Raw genomic sequence first — 20092 nt, 5'->3', positions numbered from 1 at the left:
TTTGTGCTTTAGCCGTGATGCAGGTCAGTCAGCCGTTATCGCATGGATGCAATGATTTTAGGTGACATTCACTGAGAGGCTTTAGGCCAACAAATGTTTTTTGTGCGAAAGCATAGTGCTAACGCAGCGCAGCAACATGTTTTTTTCCTACGCGACAGCGGCATCGATGTGACGTGGCGTTCTTAGACTGAGTTCCTCTATTTAAGCGGATGTTTGGCATCTGCTGACATAAGTTAAAAGAAAAATCGTTGTATATCATTCCATGTAACTACGACCATTAAGATCATCAATAGTACGATACCGACAAAATGCACAAGACCCTCTTTTTGACGATCTATTGGTTTGCCTCTTACTGCTTCGAAGCCAAAGAACAATAGACGACCACCATCAAGTGCTGGAAGCGGTAGTAAATTCATAATTCCAAGGTTAATACTTAACATCGCAGCCCAATTCATTAAATTCATGAATCCATATTGAGCAACCTGCTCTGTCGCTTTATAAATTCCTACTGGTCCTGATAGAGCATCTATCGTGAACTTACCGGTAATTAACATACCAAGCAATTCAAAAATTCGAACAGTCATATTATAAGTTTCTTGTGCGCCATAAACAACAGCCTTTAATGGGTTAAATTCACGTGGGCTCTCATACTTAACCCCTATTTGACCATATTTATCGCCATTTTGTACTATTTCTTTTACCTTCATATTTAGGTTAACTTGCTGACCATTTCGATCAACTGTTACAGTAATATTTTCACCAGGGTGATCTTGTACAATAGCAGCCAAGTCTTGCCATTTTTTAACTACTTGTCCGTCAATGCCAACAACTTTATCACCTGCAAGCATTCCTGCTTGTGCAGCTGGATCATTTTCTACTACTTCTGTAATGATTGGCTCATACGTAGGTACACCATGAATTAATCCAATCAGCATATAAATAATAAACGCTAATATAAAGTTAAATAACGGGCCTGCAAAGATTGCCATAGCTCGTTGACCGACTGTCTTAGCGTTAAATTGACGATCGTATGGTGCAATTAACGTTTCTTTTCCGTTTTCTACGAGCATACAATCTCTTGCAACATTATAACGAACTAATTTTTCCTCTTCATCATAGCCTTCTACAAACAAATCCTTTTCTAAATCGGCATGCTCAACTTCTAAAAATAACAAATCCGGTAATTGCTTATTATTTTGATTAAAGATAATTTTCTTTACAACATTATCTTCATCTACAATAAGCCCTACTCGATAGCCCGGCTGTAATTCGGCGCCATCCATGTCCTCGCCAGCCATACGCACATAACCGCCGATCGGCAATAAACGTATCGTATAGATTGTTTCACCATGTGTTTTTCCATAAATTTTTGGTCCCATACCGATTGCAAATTCCCGAACCATAATTCCTGCTCGTTTCGCGAATAAGAAGTGACCAAATTCATGGAAGAATACAAGTAGGCCAAATATTAAAATAAATGCAATAGCTGTTTGCATAAAACCCCACCTTTAAAAGCGAATAGTTAACGATATTTTCTCTCTTTATTTTACCATGTCTAACACTGTTTTTCTCGTTTCCCTGTCCACATGCAAAATTGTTTGTAAATCTGGCACTAATATGTTGTTATGTGCTTGCATTACACGCTCAATCGTTTCGTCAATTTCAAGGAATGTTATTTTCCCTTGTAAAAATGCCGCAACTGCAGCTTCATTTGCTGCATTCATCGCTGTTAAAATTGTACCGCCTGTGCGCCCAGCCTCATATGCTAGTCGCAATGCTGGATAACGCTCCATATCCATTTCTTTAAAATGTAGCTGACCAATTTGTGCTAAATTAAGTCGTTGTCCGTTATGTAGCGGCATACGATCTGGGTAACTTAATGCATATTGGATAGGTACACGCATGTCCGGCGTACCTAGCTGTGCAATGACACTAGTATCATGATACTCAACTAGGGAGTGAATAATACTTTCTCTATGCAAAAGTACATCAATTTTATCATAAGGCATATTAAATAACACATGTGCTTCAATGACTTCTAGCCCTTTATTCATCATTGTAGCTGAATCTATCGTAATTTTCGCACCCATAGACCAGTTCGGGTGATTTAGTGCATCTGCAACCGTTACATGCTTCAATTCCTCGCGTGTTTTGTCACGGAAGCTACCACCAGAAGCCGTAATAATTAATCGTTCAATATTTTTCGGATTCTCACCATTCATCGATTGGAAAATCGCAGAATGCTCACTATCAACCGGCAAAATTGCTGTATTATATTTCTTAGCCTCTGCCATCACTAAATGGCCAGCGGTTACAAGTGTTTCTTTATTGGCAATGGCAATTGTTTTGCCCATGCGAATTGCAGCTAATGTCGATTCTAGTCCAACACTTCCAAGAACCGCGTTTACTAGCACTGTCGAATCAGGATGTGTAGCGACCTCTACAAGCCCTTTTGCACCAAACGTAAAGTGTACTTGTGGATATTCTTTAGCGAGCATCATGGCATCTTCTTCTAATTGAACAGATACAAGCTCAGGCTTTAAAGTTTCAATCATTTCACGAGTTTTTTCGATATTTTTTCCTGAAGAAAACGCTACTAAATGAAAGGCATCGCGTTGTTCTTTTAAAATATCATAGGTTTGCCAACCGATTGAACCAGTTGCACCAAGTAAACTAATTTTTTTCACGACGAGTTGTCCCCTTTTTCTATCTCAGCAAAAATGATATAGCACGATTATTACCACTCTGTTTAGCGGTCAATGCTATGGTTATGGCTCATCACCATAAGTAGAGTTGATTTGTAGTTCCGACTAGACTCTTTCCAGGAAGAGTCCAACGAGCCGCTATTGTTCCTAGTTACCAAAAAGATGTAAAAAATGGAGTAAAGGCACGACAAATAATAGACTATCAAAGCGATCTAAAATACCGCCATGGCCAGGTAAAATATTGCCGGAATCCTTTACGTCAAAATGACGCTTGATAGCCGATTCCACTAAATCGCCCATTTGACCAATAATTGACGCAAAAATTGTGATGAAAATAAGTGAGACATAGCCGTTCGCAAACGGATAAATTGCCTGCATCCCAACAGCAAAGATTACGGCAATGACAATTCCCCCAATAAAACCTTCCACGGTTTTCTTCGGTGAAATTTCTGGCCATAGCTTATTTTTGCCTAGTTTTCTTCCTACAAAATATGCACCTGAGTCAGTTGTCCAAACTACAAGTAAACAATATACGACAAACTCTAGACCATAGCTTCGTGTTTCGATTAAATAATGGAAGCCTAACCCGACATAAAACGTACCTAATAATATAAATGCAACTTCATCGAATGTAATTTTATTTTTTACAAGAACTACATATATGAGTAATAGCATCATTAGACCATAAACAACCATTAAATTGGAGGAATAGCCAATTGCATCTACTACCTTATTGGACCAGTCTGTTGGTATAACAAGAAGTATTAATGTTAGTAACCCTAAAAAACCAGGTATTGAAAAAAGTGAAATACCTTTCATTTTTAGTATTTCATAAAAGCCGACAACAGCCATTGCAAGCACAAGTATTGTAAATGGCACTTTTCCATAAATAACAAATGGAATAAATAGTGCTGCTGCAATTATTGCTGTAATAATTCGTTGTTTCAAGTTGTTTCTTCTCCCTTCAACCCACCGTAACGGCGATTACGTTTCTGGTAGTTTTCCACCGCTGCCAGTAAGTTTTCCTCGCTAAAATCTGGCCACAATGTATCTGTAAACCAAAATTCTGTATAGGCGAGCTGCCATAACATAAAGTTGCTTAATCGCACTTCACCACTTGTACGAATTAATAAATCTGGCTCAGGCAAATGAGCCGTCATTAAATGAGATGTCAAGCATTCCTCTGTTATGTCTTGCATTGTTAGTTGACCTTCCTGCACCTTCTGAAGCATTGTTTTCATAGCGTTAACCATTTCTGAACGACTTCCATAATTCAGAGCAAAATTTAAAATTAAACCTGTATTATGCTTCGTCTCCTCCATCGCTTCATACAACGCTTTTTGCGTATGTGCAGGTAATAAAGATGGATCTCCTATCATCTCAACACGTACATTGCGTTCCATCATTTCAGGTAAAAAGGAGCCTAAAAATTCTACAGGTAAACGCATTAGGAAATCGACCTCTGGTTTTGGTCGCTTCCAATTTTCTGTAGAGAATGCGTACACCGTTAAAACTTTAATACCAAGATCTGACGCAAATCTAGTTACCTTTCGTACCGTCTTCATACCTTCATGGTGCCCAGCAACACGTGGCATGGCACGTTTCTTTGCCCAACGTCCATTTCCGTCCATAATAATCGCTACATGGGCAGGAATCGGCTCGTTTTTAGCAAGGGCAACACGTTCCTCCAATGATAGTGAATCTATATTTATTTGTTTACCTAATAGCTTTTTAAACATGCTAACTCCCCCACTACAACTAATCGGACGTATACTAACCTATCATAACAAACAAAAGCACGTTTTGTCTTTTTTTTCCCTCTAAATTGACTATGTATGAACTACCTTATTTTAGAACTACACACATTTAAGATATCACCATATGTTGAGTTAAACGAACATCAACTTATCAACCTTTGGTGATGAACTTTTTTTGTAGAGGGACATTTAAGACTTTTATCACGCCCACAATTGAAGGCGTAATTGTTTCCCTTATTTTGTTCATAATAATGTATTTTAGTTCACGTTAAGAATAGTTCTTCTTAATCTTAAATGAAAGCAAAAGTAGATGAAAGATATTTCCCTTAATACAATTAAGGATGCTCTGTCTCGGTAAGTATTTATATACCTGCCTGAATGAAGACACCTAACAGTAAAGAGAAAAGACGTCCTTTATATATATAGGACGCCTTCATCTCATCAAAAAGTTCCATCATAGATATGCAAAACGAGTTGCTTACACTTCTAGAATTTCTTTTTCTTTTTCTTTCGTCACTTGATCCACTTTAACGATGAATTCATCTGTTAATTTTTGAATATCTTCACCGTAGCCTCGTAGGTCATCTTCTGTGATTTCGCCAGCTTTTTCAAGTTTTTTTAGATCATCATTCGCATCGCGACGAACATTACGTACAGCGATTTTTGCATCCTCTGCTTCTTTTTTCACTTGCTTCACAAGATCTTTACGACGATCTTCTGTTAAAGCAGGAATCATTAAACGAATAACAGATCCATCATTTGTTGGTGTAATACCAATATCTGATTTCAAAATTGCTTTTTCGATTTCACCTAAAATTGTTTTGTCGTAAGGTGTAATAACTAATAAGCGTGCTTCTGGTACCGAAACACCCCCCAGCTGATTAATCGGTGTTGGTGCACCATAATAATCAACCGTAATGCGATCTAATAAAGCTGCATTTGCACGACCTGCTCGGATTGAAGATAGTTCACGTGAAAAAGCAGCAATTGTTTTGTTCATTTTTTCTTTAGCTTGTTCTAAAACTTGTTTAGCCATTATGCATTCCTCCTAACAACTGTTCCAATTTTTTCGCCTTGTACGGCACGTTTAATATTACCTGGTTCCGTAATTGAGAAGACAATTAACGGAATATCGTTATCCATACATAAAGTAGAAGCTGTAGAATCCATTACTTGTAAGCCTTGTTGGATAACGTCTAAGTATGTGAGTGTATCATATTTAATGGCAGTTGCATCTACTTTTGGATCTGCAGAATAAACACCATCTACATTATTTTTCGCCATTAAAATCGCATCTGCGTCGATTTCAGCTGCACGTAACGCAGCTGTAGTATCAGTAGAGAAGAATGGGTTACCAGTACCTGCTGCAAAAATAACTACACGTTTTTTCTCTAGATGACGAACTGCTTTACGGCGAATATATGGCTCGGCTACTTGTGTCATTACGATAGAAGATTGCACACGTGTTTCAATTCCTAATTTCTCCAGTGCATCTTGTAACGCTAAAGAGTTCATAACCGTTGCTAGCATACCCATATAATCAGCTGCTGCACGATCCATTCCCATTTCGCTACCGATCTTTCCACGCCATATATTACCGCCACCTACAACAACAGCAACTTCTACATCAAGATCTACTACTTCTTTTACCTGTTCTGCAACAGACTTGATAATTTTTGGTGATAAACCGAAGCCCGCTTCCCCAGCTAACGCTTCACCACTTAATTTTATAACTACTCGATTATATTGTGGCACACTCATTGTAAACCTCCGTCAGACTTTATTTAAAACATCTCTATTCCCTTTTCCATTATAGTATAAATAACAATAATTGCTAGTTATGAATAAGGCAGAATAGGAAATTATATGGCTCATCACCATAACGTGTGGTGATTTCCGTTCCACAATATTGGTGGATGAACCAATTATATCTTTTTTTCGCTTATTTCGGAAAAATAGGGAACACGCTATGTTGTGTTCCCCATTTTTTGTCTAGAAAATCTAGATATTATTTGATTAGGATCAAACGCAAGTAAATTAGTTACCTTTAACTTGGCTCATTACTTCTTCAGCAAAGTTATCTTCACGTTTTTCGATACCTTCACCTACAGCGTAACGTACGAAGCCGTTTACTGAACCGCCAGTTGAAGCAACGAAGTCACGTACTTTTTGATCTGAGTTTTTAACGAATGTTTGGTCAAGTAAGCAAACATCTTCGAAGTATTTACCAAGACGACCTTCAACCATTTTAGCTACGATGTTTTCTGGTTTACCTTCGTTAAGAGCTTGTTCAGTTAATACTTTACGCTCACGTTCAACTTCTTCAGCAGAAACTTCATCGCGAGAAACATAAGTAGGGTTAATAGCTGCAATATGCATAGCAACATCTTTAGCAGCTGAAGCATCTGTAGAACCTTCTAAAGTAACTAATACACCGATGCGGCCGCCCATGTGTAAGTAAGAACCGAATGCATCTGCATCAGTTTTTGTTTTTACTTCGAAACGACGAAGCGTGATTTTTTCACCGATAGTTGCAACTGCAGTTGAAATTTGGTCAACAATTTTCACACCTTCAGCATTTGTAAGCTCTAATGCAGCTTCAACTGTTGCAGGTTTAGCAGCAAGTAATTGCTCAGCTAAAGAAGCAACTAATACTTGGAATTTATCGTTTTTAGCAACGAAGTCTGTTTCAGCGTTAACTTCAAGGATGATTGCTTCGTTACCTTGTTCTAAAATGTAAGTAGTACCTTCTGCAGCGATACGGTCAGCTTTTTTAGCAGCTGAAGAAAGACCTTTTTCACGTAGGAAATCGATTGCAGCATCAATATCGCCATCAGTTTGTACTAACGCTTTTTTACAATCCATCATTCCAGCGCCAGTTTTTTCACGTAATTCTTTTACTAATTGTGCAGTAATGTTTGCCATTTAGTGTTTCCTCCTCAAATTGGTTGTACAAATTTTAGTGATAAGTTCTAAAAAAGGTGATAAGGGTCCTGAGCCACTTATCACCTTTTTGTAAACGTGAATTACTCAGCAGCAGCTTCTACAGCTGGAGCTTCTTCTTCACCTTGTTTTGACTCGATTAAAGCGTCAGCCATTTTAGCAGTTAAAAGTTTAACAGCGCGAATAGCATCATCATTAGCAGGGATTACGTAGTCGATTTCATCTGGATCACAGTTTGTATCAACAATACCTACTAGAGGGATGTTTAATTTACGAGCTTCTGCAACAGCAATGCGTTCTTTGCGTGGGTCAACCACGAACATTACGTCTGGAAGATCGTGCATATCACGGATACCGCCTAAGAATTTGATTAGACGTTCGTGTTCTTTTTTAAGTTGGATTACTTCTTTTTTAGGTAGAACTTCGAAAGTTCCTTCTTCTTCCATTTTTTCGATTGCTTTCATACGTGCAACACGTTTTTGAATAGTACCGAAGTTTGTAAGAGTACCACCTAACCAACGTTGGTTGATGTAGTAGTTGCCTGAACGTTCAGCTTCATCTTTGATCGCTTCTTGTGCTTGTTTTTTCGTACCAACGAAAAGAACTTTACCACCGTCTTGACCAACTTGACGCATGAAGTCATAAGCTTCCTCTAATTTTTTAACAGTTTTTTGTAAGTCGATGATGTAGATCCCGTTACGCTCAACGAAGATATATTTCTTCATTTTTGGGTTCCAACGACGAGTTTGGTGACCGAAATGTACACCAGCTTCAAGTAATTGTTTCATAGAAATTACTGACATGTGAATTTCCTCCTAGTATGTTTGGTTTTTATCCTCCGCATTTATCACTTGCAACAAGCTACCCTATACTTAGAGCACCACTTACTACATCAAAATGCGTGTGTATTAATAACACCATTTGCAACTATATCATAGCTTTATCCCATTCGCAACTGTTTTAGTGCTGAAATTTCAATAAAAGCTCAATCTCTGTTTTCCCTTTTTGCAGCTGCTTGGCAATTTCTTCTGCTGTTTTACCTTGTTTCGCTAATTCAACAGCTTGTTGTTCTATTGTTAATGGCTTCGCTTCTTCCTTTTTAGTTGCATTAGTTGGCTGCTGGGCAGAATGCACCACTTTAGCTTCTGTTTTAGCTTCAGTTTGCTGCTGACGTGAATAAGCATTGGCTACAATATTTTTGGGCACATAGAAGCGCGGTTCATTATCTAATTTAGTAGAACCGTCTACTGGGCTTTCTTCCTTTGTTAAAGAAGGCGATTGCTCCTGCTCCTTTTGTTTCTCAATCTGTTCTTCATGTTTCACAGCATTCGTTTGAGTTTCAGACTTCGAAACCCGTTGTAGCTCTTGAATTAGGCGATCATTTTCATCTTTCATCTCAGCTAAATAAACACTAATGGTGTCATCCATTTCACGCATTAAGCGCTCCTGTTTTTTTTCTAAGTCCTTAAATTTTGCTAGCTTCGTATTTAATATAATAAGGAAATAAAATGAAAGTAGCTGTAAAATAAAAAGAACCGCAATTAGTATGATTGTCATAGTAAGCTCCTATCCACTAAAATCCACAAAATTTCCTTTAAACGGATGCTGCGCTTGCGTTTCTCGCTTCTCGTTATCCTTATTTTTCTTTTTTCGAGTACCTTTTATATACTCGCCACCTGCTTCTTCATCTTCACTAATTTCATCCATACCCTCTGAAGTATTCACAACTTTTTGCTTGCGTTCTATTTCTTTTTTTAACGCGTCATTTGCATGTGCTTGCTGAGCCAAAGTTTGTTGTTGGGCCTGATCCGCCATTTTCCCTGCTTCAAATGTTTTTGGAATAGCTATTTGTAGTTCGACACCCTTTAAACTCATGTGACTCCCTCCTTCAACGATATGTATATAAGGATTATTATGCATTAATCATTTCATTAGATAATAATTTTCGTAGCTTTAATAGCGCCTTTGAGTGGATTTGTGAAATGCGCGATGTTGATAACCCAAGCATTTCTCCAATTTCTGTTAATGTTAATTCTTCAGTATAAAATAAACTAAGCACCAGCTGCTCTTTATCATTGAGCTTTTGGATATTTTCTGCTAAATCCCCAAGCAGTTCAGACTTAACGACAGCTTGCTCAGGTGTCGTTGTTGTATCATCACGAATAACAAACGACTTTCCATCAGTCTCATCTTGATCTTGCTGCTCATTAATGGAAAGAACATTTGAAAAGAAATGCTCCTGTACAGTTTGGTAAACTTCTTCAACTGGTAAAGTCATATGTTCCGCAAGTTCCTCAGGTGTTACATGACGCATATATTTTTGTTCTAACTGTTCAATCTGTGCATCTAATTTTTTGGCCTTCTCACGTGCAGAACGCGGCAACCAATCTTCCTTACGTAAACCATCAATAATTGCTCCTCTTACTCTAAAAGAAGCATATGTATCAAATTTTAAGTCTCTGTTAATATCAAATTTATTTAATGCATCAAAAAGACCTACCATACCTAAGCTCGTTAAATCGTCTCGCGATACACTCTTTGGTAAGCTCGATCCAATGCGTTGTACATGATAAGATACTAGAGAAATATATTTTTTTATAAGTAAATCACCAGCATCTGGATCACGTTCATTTATCCAGCGGTTCCACAGCTTTTGTTCATCGTTCAGAATTGGTTGTGTCATGTAATCCACCTCTCTAAGAAAAACGCATTTACGCGCCTGTTTGCCACTGTCTTATATTACCTTGTTGTTTTCTGTTTTTAATTATTTACAGAGGGTAACAAAGCGTTACTAGCTATCCAGCCTCTAACATAAAAACCAATGTAATTCTTTCCTATATTATAACAAGAATCGACTTTAATTTCATTTGTTTCTCAGACTCTATCATAGATTTTTTACATTTTTGTGTCAGGCATTTTTTCGTTTGGATATAGCCAAAACTTACTAATGCACAAAAGAATTAAAATAACTATAAAAAGAGCCGCTACTCGCGACTCCCATTTTTTAAGCATTATTTAATTGCGGATCATCCTCACGATTCATCATTGTGCGAACAACTTGCGCAATTTCTTCTGAGTTTTCATCTTGAAACTCAACGGTAGAGCTGGCCGTCGGTGTTTCTCGATTGTCTTCCTCACGATTGCCGGATTCGTTTTCTTCATGCTCACCTTCAACGATGTCTTCAGCATCCTCTGGTGTGAATAAAATATAGGCGATTAAAAATCTTACAATATACATGATAAAAAATACAATTATTCCCGCCACAAATGACCCTATGATAATACGTAGTGGCGTATAAGGTTTTAGAAAAGTACTAAAAAAATATATAGAAAAGGCAATTAATGCTCCCCATAGGTTATAAAAAATAGAACCAAACATTATATTTCGCTCACTCCTTGGTTAACCGTTCGAATCTGTAATGTCGAAGTCGCAGGATTAAATTCAATTGTTCTACCACTATTTCCGCCCGTGTCTTCGGCAACTAAACGAATTCCATGACGCTTTAGCTCATGCTTTACAGCTTCAACATTACGCGGGCCGATGCGCATGGAATCTTTATCTGACGTAAATTGAAACATCTGCGCACCACCCGCAATTTTTGCCTTTAGCTTGAATTTTTGAACGCCTTCTAACTTTAATAAGTCAATCATTGCCGCAATGCCTGTGTCAGCAAATTTGGCCACATTTATTGACTCTTGTCTACCTAAACTCGAATCTGGCAACATCACATGAATCAAACCAGCTATTTTTTTTGATTCATCGTATAAAATAACACCTACACAAGATCCAAGACCTGATGTTCTTATCGTATTTGGTAACTTTACTACATCCATTTGTGCAATTCCAACTTTTATAACTTGCCCATTACTACTGTTTTGTATCATTTATGAAACTCCTAATGCTTTAAAAATAGCATCAAATGAGTCTGGATCTGGTAATAAAAAGAAATGCCCTCTAACTGTTTCCTGATCCTCTACACCGTCTTCAAAAATGGATGTGTTTATGACGATAACATTATCGCTAACGTGTGATAATTCAATCAAACCAATACTAATAATGGCACCAAACATGTCAACACTTAGTCCCGGCACAGTTGGATAAATTTTTAAATTTGTAAAGTCAGATAACGCCGATAAATAAGAGCCAGATAAAATATTACCCATCTCCTGCATAGCTGATAAACCTAACTCTGAAACAGGTCGTTTTTTAAAGTCGAATGATTCATCAAATATGAGACGACGAATAAAACGATTTGCTTGTTCAATTGGCAGAATAAAGAACATACTACCTTCAGCATCACCTTCAATGCGTAGATAGATGCCAACTACGACATTTTCAGATCCACCAGCAAGCTCCATCATGTCATTAAATGACACCATTTCAACCTTTGGTACCCGCATATCAATTTTTTTACCAAGTAAATTGGAAAGTGCTGTCGCAGCATGCGCAGCACCTATATTACCAATTTCCTTTAATACATCTAAATGTAGCGATGTAATCTTTTGATTATATGTCATTATCGATCCCTACTTTAGTGGATTTAGTACTTTTTCTAAATGCAATAAAATTAATAATCGTTTATCTATTTTAGCCACACCTGAAATAAACTCTTCTTCCAATGAACCTACTACTTCGGGCTGTGGTTCAATAGAGTCAGCAGGGATGTCTAACACATCATTTGCAGAGTCTACGACGAAACCTACTTCCATATCCTCTAATGAAATAATGATAATACGTGTTGTTTCTTCGTGCTCAGAGATAGGTAATTCAAACCGTTCACGTAAGTCTACAATTGGTGTTACGACACCGCGTAGGTTAATAACACCTTTTACATATTTCGCCGTTTTCGGTACGCGCGTAATATGCATTAGTTTTTCAATCCCTTGTACATGTGACACCGGAATCGCATATTCTTTATCAGCTAGTTGAAAAACAATTACTTTAATACTTTCTTGTTCCACTGCATTTGTCATTGTTTACACCTCTCTTATTCATTCACCTTATTTAATAAGTGCGTTACAATCCACAATTAAGGCTACTTTACCGTTACCTAAAATTGTTGCACCTGAAATTGCAAAGATATTCGTTAAGTAGTTTCCTAATGATTTCAGAACAATTTCTTGTTGGCCAATGAATGAATCTACAACTAAACCAGCAAGCTTCTCACCTTTTCGAACGATGACCACTGAATGGAATTCGTCACCCTGTGGTTCTTTGCGAGGTACCTCAAAAATTTCTTCTAAAAATACGAGTGGTACTACTTTGCCACGGAAGTCGATTACTTTTTGATTATGCGCATTCATAATTTCAGATGAACGGATAATGGAAGTTTCGATAATTGATGAAAGTGGAATTGCATAAATCTCTTTCTCTATTTCTACTAGCATGACAGAAATAATCGATAATGTCAGTGGTAATTGAATCGAGAATACTGATCCTACATCTTGTGTAGATTCAATTGAAATATTTCCACCCAATGATTCTATTGTTGTTTTAACAACGTCTAATCCAACGCCTCGACCTGATACGTCAGAAATAACATCTGCCGTTGAGAAACCAGAAGCCAAAATAAGCTCATTGATTTGCTTATCTGACATTGAATATGATTGTTCTTGTGTAACAATACCTTTAGAAATAGCTTTCGCAAGTACTTTTTCACGGTTAATACCTGCTCCATCATCTTCAATTTCAATAAAGACATAGTTACCACTATGATAAGCACGCAGGACGACTGTTCCTTCTTCTGGTTTACCTTTTGCAAGACGAGCAGTCGGATTTTCAATACCGTGGTCAACAGAATTACGAATTAAATGAACAAGAGGATCCCCAATTTCATCGATAACGGTACGATCTAGCTCTGTTTCAGCACCGATAATTTCGAGGTTAATTTTCTTGTTTAGATCACGAGATAACTGACGAATCATTTTCGGGAAGCGATTAAATACTGTTTCTACCGGAACCATACGCATCGTTAAAATAATCGTTTGTAAGTCACCCATGACGCGGCTCATACGTTCCACTGTTTCATTTAACTCTCCATGATTAACCTCAGTTGCAATAGACTGTAGTCGTCCTCGATCGATAACAAGCTCTTCAAATAAGTTCATTAATATATCAAGTCGCTCGATATTTACACGAATTGTTTTATTACCAACAGGCGCATGATTTTTTTCAGCCTTAGCAGGCGCCGCTGCTTTTGCAGGTGTTGGTTTTGCAGTACTTGGTTTAGGTGCAGTAGCAGGTTGAGCCTCAACTTCTACCGTTGCTGTTGCCACTACTTCTTGAATCGCTTGTTCTTTTTCGCTATGTTGCTTTTGTTCAATCGTTGCGACAATCACTTCTTCAACTTCAGAAACTTTCATAATCTTTTTCCGCATATCTTCAGCAGATTCTTTTGTTACGAAGGCTACGTAAAATTGTTGGTCGAATTGTTCGTCTTCAAGCTTATCTACAGATGGATTTGATTTAATGACATCGCCATCTTTTTCCAATATTTCAAACACCATAAATACACGTGCTGCTTTCAAAAGACAGTCCTCACGTAATTTCACTAAAATTTCAAATGCATTGAAACCTTGTTCAGCAGATTGTGCGATAACTGTTTGTTCAAAGCCGTCATACTCTAACACACTTGCTACAGCTGTAGTTGGTGTCTCAATAGTTGCGACAATCACTTCTTCAACTTCTGAAACACTCATAATCTTTTTCTGCATAGCTTCAGCAGATTCTTTCGTTACGAAAGCTACATAAAATTGTTGGTCAAACTGTCCGTCTTCAAGCTTTTCTACAGATGGATTTGATTTAATAACATCTCCATCTTTTTCTAAAATCTCAAACACCATAAATACTCGTGCTGCTTTTAAAAGACAGTCCTCACGTAATCGCACTGAAATTTCAAATGCATTGAATCCTTGTTCAGTAGATTGAGCAATAACTGTTTGTTCAAAGCCGTCATACTCTAACACACTTGCTACAGCTGTAGCTGGTGTTTCAGCAGTTACTACTTCAGGAATTGCTTCCTCACCTAATTCAATACGCTTTAATTGAGCAACAGTTGAAGATACATCACGTTTTCCATCTCCGCCATTTGCAATGTCCATCACCATCTCTTCTAAATGGTCAACAGACTCAAAGACAACATCCAAAATTTCTGGAGAAACATGGATTTTCTCATTTCGAATCGCATCCAACACATTTTCCATTTTATGGGTTAAATCTGCTAAATCTTCAAAGCCCATTGTCGCAGACATACCTTTTAATGTATGCGCAGAGCGGAATATTTCTCCAACAATCGCCAAATCGTCTGGATTTTTTTCTAGTTCTAATAAATGTTCACTACACGCTTGTAAATGGTCTTTACTTTCTTCAATAAACATCTCTAAATATTGATTGACTTCCATAAGAGGACACCCCTTTAAGGCAAATATTTCATTATTGTTTGTGCAATATCATCTACATCTGCTACTTCATCGACAAGCTGCGTTTCCACTGCTGCTTTCGGCATACCATACACTATGCAAGTTTCAGCTGACTCAGCGATTGCCATCACATTTCCAGTACTTTTTAGTGCTTTTAGTCCATCAGAGCCGTCATGGCCCATACCTGTCATAATAACTGCCACTTTATCAAAATCATTAAATTGGCTGACATCTTCAAACATGACATCTACAGAAGGGCGATGTCCAGATCTAGGTGGTTCATTGTTATCAAGAACTATGCCAAAGGAGGTACCTACTTTTTTAAGTTTTAAATGATACCCACCAGGTGCAATATACGCCGTGCCATTTTGAAGAATATCTCCTTGCTCAGCTTCCTTTACGGTAATCTCACTCAATTGATCCAAACGAGTTGCAAGAGATTTTGTAAATCCTGCTGGCATATGCTGGACAATTAAAATTGGTGCTTGAATTGATTTTGGGATTTTTGTTATTACTTCTTGTAATGCTCTAGGTCCGCCGGTAGAAGTCCCAATCAGTACAATTTTCCGCCCTACTTTATTCCATTCAACATGTGGCTTTGATAATTCTGCCCTTGTCGGAAAAACATTGACAGGAGGAGCCACTATGCCTTCATTAAAAGATTCTCGTCTAACAGTACTCGCTATTAATAAATGTTCTTGTTGTCTTTTACTACCAGAAGGTTTGTTTAATTTTGAAATAGGTACCAATGATGCTTGTTCAACTTTGTGAACAAGCTCGGTTTGGATTTTATGTAAATCAAGCGAAATTGTTCCGCTCGGCTTTGCGACAAAATCTACTGCACCAAGTTCAATTGCTGACAAGGCATTTTCCGCTCCTCGTTGAGTTGTACTTGAGAGCATGACAACAGGTACTGGACATATAGTCATAATTTCTTTTAAAGCATCAAGCCCATTCATTTCAGGCATCTCAATATCCATTGTCACAACTGTTGGCTGCAATGATTGAATCTTCTTTATCGCATCTTTCCCATTTCGTGCTGTTCCAACTACTTCAACCTTCGAGTTGCCAACAAAAAAGTCACTAATTAGCTTTCTCATAAAAGCAGAATCATCAACAACTAATAGCTTGCTTTTATGTAAAAAGTCCAATTAATCACGCCCTTTCGAAAAAATACTTCTTAATTTAGTTAAGAAATTACCCGCTGACTGATCATGTGCATGAACTTCCTCCACACGGTATTCCATAAAACGTGCCACTATAAGATGCAGCGTCTTTGTAATATGCGCGTCTGGATAGGCAAGTGAAAAAGGCACTTGCTCACGCACAGCCTTACGCACAACAGAATCTTCAGGTAATGAGCCTAATACCGTAACCTCTTTGTCCAAAAAACGTTTCATCGTACGCTTCAGTCGTTCATTAGTTTCTAGTCCTTCTTCTTTACTATAAGCTCGATTACACAGTATATAAAATTGCTTGTCTACATCTCTCGTATGAATATATTTCATCATTGAATAGGCATCTGTTATAGAAGTTGGCTCTGCTGTTGATAAAACAATGATTTCATCTATAGAAGTTAGTAAATCTAATGACCAGTTCGTTGCACCTGCTCCCATATCAAATAAGATGTAATCAAAGCTTTTTTGAAGCTGCTCAAATGCATGAATGAGTCGATCAAACATAATCTCTGACCATTCTAAGACGCCCGACATACCAGACCCGCCTGAAATATACTTTAAATCGTAAGGGCCTTCAAATATTACCTCATCTAGCAACTTATTTCCTTCTAAGTAATCTTTTAAACTATAGGATGCATTTTTTCCAATTAAAATATTGATATTCCCCATACCAATATCCATATCAACGATGATAACTTTTTTCCCTTTATTGGCCATTGTAATGGCAAAATTCATCGTGAAGTTACTTTTACCAACTCCACCTTTTCCACTTACAACCGCAATTGCCCTGCCTAATTCGCCTTGCTGTTTTAACATTTTCAAGCGTAATGTTTCAGCTTGGTCTCTCATTTTTCTTCACCTTGAAAAAATAAATTTAGTACTGCTTCTAGGTCAGCTTCCTCAATATCTTCTGGTACTTCTTGACCATTCGTGTAGTAAGCAAGTCCTTTATTATATTTAATCATTAAATTAATCATTGTGCCAATAGAATTTGTTTCATCAATTTTTGTAAAAATGAATTTTTCAATTGGTAATTGCTTAAATTGCTCTACAATATTTGCCATATCCTTTTCTTTCGTTGTCATAGCAAGTACTAAGAAGGACTCAGCTTGATCATCAAATTTTATGAGACGCTGTAAATCGTCTACATATTTTACCTCTTTATAATTGCGACCAGCTGTATCTATAAACACTAAATCTAAATGGGACAAACGATGGATTGCTTGTTCAAAATCTGTTGCATTATAGGCAATTTCCACAGGAGCTTGTAACAGTCCAGCATACGTTTTTAATTGCTCAATTGCAGCAATACGGTAAGTATCTGTCGTGATAAATCCTATTTTTTTCTTTTTTTCTAAAACTGCTCTAGCTGCCATTTTAGCAATTGTCGTAGTCTTTCCGACACCTGTTGGACCTAGAACATTAATATATTTTTTGTCATAGGATAAGCCCCCGACTGGGAGATTCTCTAGCTCTTTACGCAATAAATTTTTCGTAACCATCTTACATTGAGAAAAATTGATTTCTGACGCTTCTCTGAAATGCGTAAAAAGCTCATCACCAATCGTTGTGATGAGCTCCTCACTTAGCTCCTGCTGTCTTAAGTATTCAATGAAGGGTAAGAGTTCATCGGGATATTGATCTTGGATAGTCTTTTTATGCATAGAATGCATTAAAGATTTTAAATCTGCGATTTCCTTCCTCAAATCTTCAGAAATGCCAGCTTCCTCATGCAAGGGCACCTCATTCTGTAGCTGTACTTGGTGCGTTTTAGCTTGCACAGCATTCGTAATCTCTTGTAACCTTACATTTTCTTTTTTAGCTGTTGTTATAGGTAAAGCTACAGGTGCTGGAGCCACATTACCTGGCTCCATTGAATCAATCCCTGCAACAACTTCAAAACTTTTCTTTTTAATGATTCCAAAAAACTTTTTTGTAACGACTACTTTCGAATTCAAAATGACAGCGTCCTCACCTAATTCAGCACGTACAAGCTTCATCGCTTCTGGTATGGAAGATGCATAATATTTTTTCATTTTCATTCAACATTCACCACCCCAACACTTTGAATTTCAACTGTAGCATCAAGTTCATTGTATGATAGAACTGGAATTTGCGGGAAATAACGCTCCGTTAGTTGACGTAAATACATACGAACTGCTGGAGAGCATAAGATAATAGCAGATTGTTCCATAAAGGAAACGCGTTCTACTTCTGCAGCAATAATCTCCAAAACAGTTTGAGAATCTTGCGGATCCATCGCTAAGTAATTTCCGTGATCAGTTTGTTGTATACTATCAGCAATCATTTTCTCTACTTTACCCGAAACAGTTATCACCTTTAATGACGGGTTGTCTCCTACGTATTGAGAAGTAATCTGACGTGCCAATGATTGACGTACATACTCCGTTAATATATCGGTATCGCTTGTTAACTTTGCATAGTCTGCTAGCGTTTCAAAAATAATTGGTAAGTTTCGCACTGAAACATTTTCTCGTAGGAGTTTACCTAGTACTTTTTGAATTTCTCCAGTCGATAACGGTGTAGGCGTCAGCTCTTCGACTAAAATTGGATGTGTTTCACGTAAATGATCAATTAACTGCTTCGTCTCTTGACGACCGAGTAATTCATAAGCATTTGCTCGAATCATTTCGGTTAAGTGGGTCGACACTACGCTCGGTGGGTCAACAACTGTGTAGCCGAACATTTCGGCATCTTCTTTCACTTGCTCAGTAATCCATTTTGCAGGTAAACCAAATGACGGTTCAACTGTGTCAATTCCTTCGATGGAATCATCATCTCCTGGGCTCATTGCTAAATAATGATCAAGTAGAAGTTCACCACGTGCCATTTCGTTACCCTTTATTTTAATTCGATATTCATTTGGTTGTAATTGAATATTATCGCGAATACGAACAACCGGAATGACAATCCCTAATTCTAATGCTAACTGTCGACGTATCATAATGACTCGATCTAATAAATCTCCACCTTGAGCAGCATCTACTAAAGGTATTAAACCATAGCCGAATTCAAACTCGATTGGGTCCACATTTAATAAATTCACAACGTTTTCAGGGCTCTTCATGCCGTCTGTTGCCACTTCTTCCTCAATTTCAAGTAATTCTTCTTCATCCTCTGGTTTCTTATGATCCATCATATAAGCACCAGCAATTAGCGAACAACCAATTGGAAGTGTTATCCATAGAGGGATAGGTGTGAAAAATCCAAGTAAAAGTATTGTTCCACCAGCTACATAAAGCAGTTTCGCTTGAGCAAAAAGCTGCCCTGTAATATCTTCACCAAGACTTCCCTTAGAAGATGCACGTGTTACGACAATCCCTGTCGCAGTAGAGATGAGTAGCGCAGGAATTTGTGAGACAATACCATCCCCAACTGTTAACTTAGAAAAATGATTCGCTGCATCTGCAAATGGAAGACCCATTTGCGCAACACCGATGATGATACCAAATAATAAGTTGATAATAACCATGACCATCGAGGCAATGGCATCCCCTTTTACGAATTTTGTGGCACCATCCATCGCTCCGTAAAAGTCCGCTTCACCCGCTACTTTTTCGCGTCGTTCACGTGCTTCCTTTTCAGAAATAACTCCTGCATTTAAATCAGCATCAATACTCATTTGTTTACCTGGCATCGCATCCAGTGTGAAACGTGCTGCTACTTCAGCTACACGCTCCGCTCCTTTTGTAATAACGATAAACTGAATTAACACAAGAATTAAGAATACAACTAAACCAACTAGTACATTCCCACCGACTACAAAATCACCAAACGTTTCAACAACCGCACCAGCATCACCTTTGGCTAAAATGGCACGTGTTGTAGAAACGCTCAGTCCGAGCCGGAACAAAGTTAACAATAAAATAACTGAAGGAAAAATAGAAAAGTCTAACGCTTCCTTCATACTCATTGCTGTTAACAGTACGATTAATCCTAATGTAATATTAATGACGATTAAGAAACTTAACATCCACGGAGGAAGAGGAATGATGAGCATCGCAACGATTAAAATAACCGCACCTAAAACCCCTATATCGCGAACTTTCATTTGTGTCCCTCCTACAAA

20 protein-coding genes are annotated in these 20092 nt (G+C 37.8%); all 20 read right to left on the bottom strand.

Going from position 1 to position 20092, the window contains the following annotated elements:
• Positions 1-233: 233 nt before the first annotated feature.
• A complete protein-coding gene (gene rseP, locus PVA17_RS00540) occupies positions 234-1496 on the bottom strand; it encodes an RIP metalloprotease RseP (protein WP_132357408.1) in 1263 nt (420 codons plus the stop codon).
• A 45-nt stretch (positions 1497-1541) separates the two neighbouring features.
• Positions 1542-2687, bottom strand: a complete 1146-nt coding sequence (gene dxr, locus PVA17_RS00535) for a 1-deoxy-D-xylulose-5-phosphate reductoisomerase (RefSeq protein ID WP_132357409.1) — start codon at positions 2685-2687, stop codon at positions 1542-1544.
• Between the two features lie 165 nt (positions 2688-2852).
• Positions 2853-3653 carry a phosphatidate cytidylyltransferase gene (locus PVA17_RS00530; RefSeq protein ID WP_132357410.1) on the bottom strand — a complete coding sequence of 267 codons (801 nt, stop codon included), beginning with the start codon at positions 3651-3653 and terminating at the stop codon, positions 2853-2855.
• A complete protein-coding gene (locus PVA17_RS00525) occupies positions 3650-4444 on the bottom strand; it encodes an undecaprenyl pyrophosphate synthase (RefSeq protein ID WP_132357411.1) in 795 nt (264 codons plus the stop codon). Before PVA17_RS00525 ends, PVA17_RS00530 begins: the two co-directional genes overlap by 4 nt.
• A gap of 496 nt (positions 4445-4940) precedes the next feature.
• The gene (frr, locus tag PVA17_RS00520) at positions 4941-5498 is read right to left on the bottom strand and encodes a ribosome recycling factor (RefSeq protein WP_132357412.1); all 558 of its coding nucleotides are present in this window, start codon (positions 5496-5498) and stop codon (positions 4941-4943) included.
• Positions 5498-6223: a UMP kinase gene (gene pyrH, locus PVA17_RS00515; RefSeq protein WP_132357413.1), complete on the bottom strand. Its 726-nt coding sequence runs from the start codon at positions 6221-6223 to the stop codon at positions 5498-5500. Before pyrH ends, frr begins: the two co-directional genes overlap by 1 nt.
• A 276-nt stretch (positions 6224-6499) precedes the next feature.
• Positions 6500-7387: a translation elongation factor Ts gene (tsf, locus tag PVA17_RS00510; RefSeq protein WP_132357414.1), complete on the bottom strand. Its 888-nt coding sequence runs from the start codon at positions 7385-7387 to the stop codon at positions 6500-6502.
• 101 nt (positions 7388-7488) lie between these two features.
• Entirely contained in the window at positions 7489-8208 is a 720-nt protein-coding gene (gene rpsB / locus PVA17_RS00505; protein ID WP_132357415.1) for a 30S ribosomal protein S2, read from the bottom strand.
• A gap of 157 nt (positions 8209-8365) precedes the next feature.
• Positions 8366-8962 carry a hypothetical protein gene (locus PVA17_RS00500; protein WP_132357416.1) on the bottom strand — a complete coding sequence of 199 codons (597 nt, stop codon included), beginning with the start codon at positions 8960-8962 and terminating at the stop codon, positions 8366-8368.
• Positions 8963-8971: 9 nt separating this feature from the next.
• Positions 8972-9280 carry an RNA polymerase subunit sigma gene (locus PVA17_RS00495; protein WP_132357417.1) on the bottom strand — a complete coding sequence of 103 codons (309 nt, stop codon included), beginning with the start codon at positions 9278-9280 and terminating at the stop codon, positions 8972-8974.
• Between the two features lie 37 nt (positions 9281-9317).
• Positions 9318-10088, bottom strand: coding sequence for a FliA/WhiG family RNA polymerase sigma factor (locus PVA17_RS00490; protein WP_132357418.1), 771 nt, complete (start codon positions 10086-10088; stop codon positions 9318-9320).
• A gap of 321 nt (positions 10089-10409) precedes the next feature.
• Entirely contained in the window at positions 10410-10784 is a 375-nt protein-coding gene (locus PVA17_RS00485; protein ID WP_132357419.1) for a hypothetical protein, read from the bottom strand.
• A complete protein-coding gene (locus PVA17_RS00480; RefSeq protein WP_132357420.1) occupies positions 10784-11290 on the bottom strand; it encodes a chemotaxis protein CheD in 507 nt (168 codons plus the stop codon). Before PVA17_RS00480 ends, PVA17_RS00485 begins: the two co-directional genes overlap by 1 nt.
• Entirely contained in the window at positions 11291-11923 is a 633-nt protein-coding gene (locus tag PVA17_RS00475; RefSeq protein ID WP_132357421.1) for a chemotaxis protein CheC, read from the bottom strand. It lies immediately after the preceding gene.
• Positions 11924-11932: 9 nt separating this feature from the next.
• The gene (locus PVA17_RS00470) at positions 11933-12379 is read right to left on the bottom strand and encodes a chemotaxis protein CheW (protein ID WP_132357422.1); all 447 of its coding nucleotides are present in this window, start codon (positions 12377-12379) and stop codon (positions 11933-11935) included.
• 27 nt (positions 12380-12406) lie between these two features.
• Positions 12407-14806, bottom strand: coding sequence for a chemotaxis protein CheW (locus PVA17_RS00465; RefSeq protein ID WP_274066606.1), 2400 nt, complete (start codon positions 14804-14806; stop codon positions 12407-12409).
• A gap of 14 nt (positions 14807-14820) precedes the next feature.
• Positions 14821-15975 carry a protein-glutamate methylesterase/protein-glutamine glutaminase gene (locus tag PVA17_RS00460; RefSeq protein ID WP_274066605.1) on the bottom strand — a complete coding sequence of 385 codons (1155 nt, stop codon included), beginning with the start codon at positions 15973-15975 and terminating at the stop codon, positions 14821-14823.
• The gene (locus tag PVA17_RS00455) at positions 15976-16851 is read right to left on the bottom strand and encodes a MinD/ParA family protein (RefSeq protein ID WP_274066604.1); all 876 of its coding nucleotides are present in this window, start codon (positions 16849-16851) and stop codon (positions 15976-15978) included. It lies immediately after the preceding gene.
• The gene (gene flhF / locus PVA17_RS00450; RefSeq protein WP_274066603.1) at positions 16848-18044 is read right to left on the bottom strand and encodes a flagellar biosynthesis GTPase FlhF; all 1197 of its coding nucleotides are present in this window, start codon (positions 18042-18044) and stop codon (positions 16848-16850) included. The genes PVA17_RS00455 and flhF overlap by 4 nt, the downstream gene beginning before the upstream one ends.
• Positions 18041-20074: a flagellar biosynthesis protein FlhA gene (gene flhA / locus PVA17_RS00445; RefSeq protein ID WP_248718164.1), complete on the bottom strand. Its 2034-nt coding sequence runs from the start codon at positions 20072-20074 to the stop codon at positions 18041-18043. The genes flhF and flhA overlap by 4 nt, the downstream gene beginning before the upstream one ends.
• Positions 20075-20092 lie beyond the last annotated feature (18 nt).

It is taken from the genome of Lysinibacillus sp. CNPSo 3705 (assembly GCF_028674935.1).
GTDB lineage: Bacteria > Bacillota > Bacilli > Bacillales_A > Planococcaceae > Lysinibacillus.
Note: the sequence above shows the minus strand (reverse complement) of the source record. Positions and strands in the feature narration are given on the sequence as shown.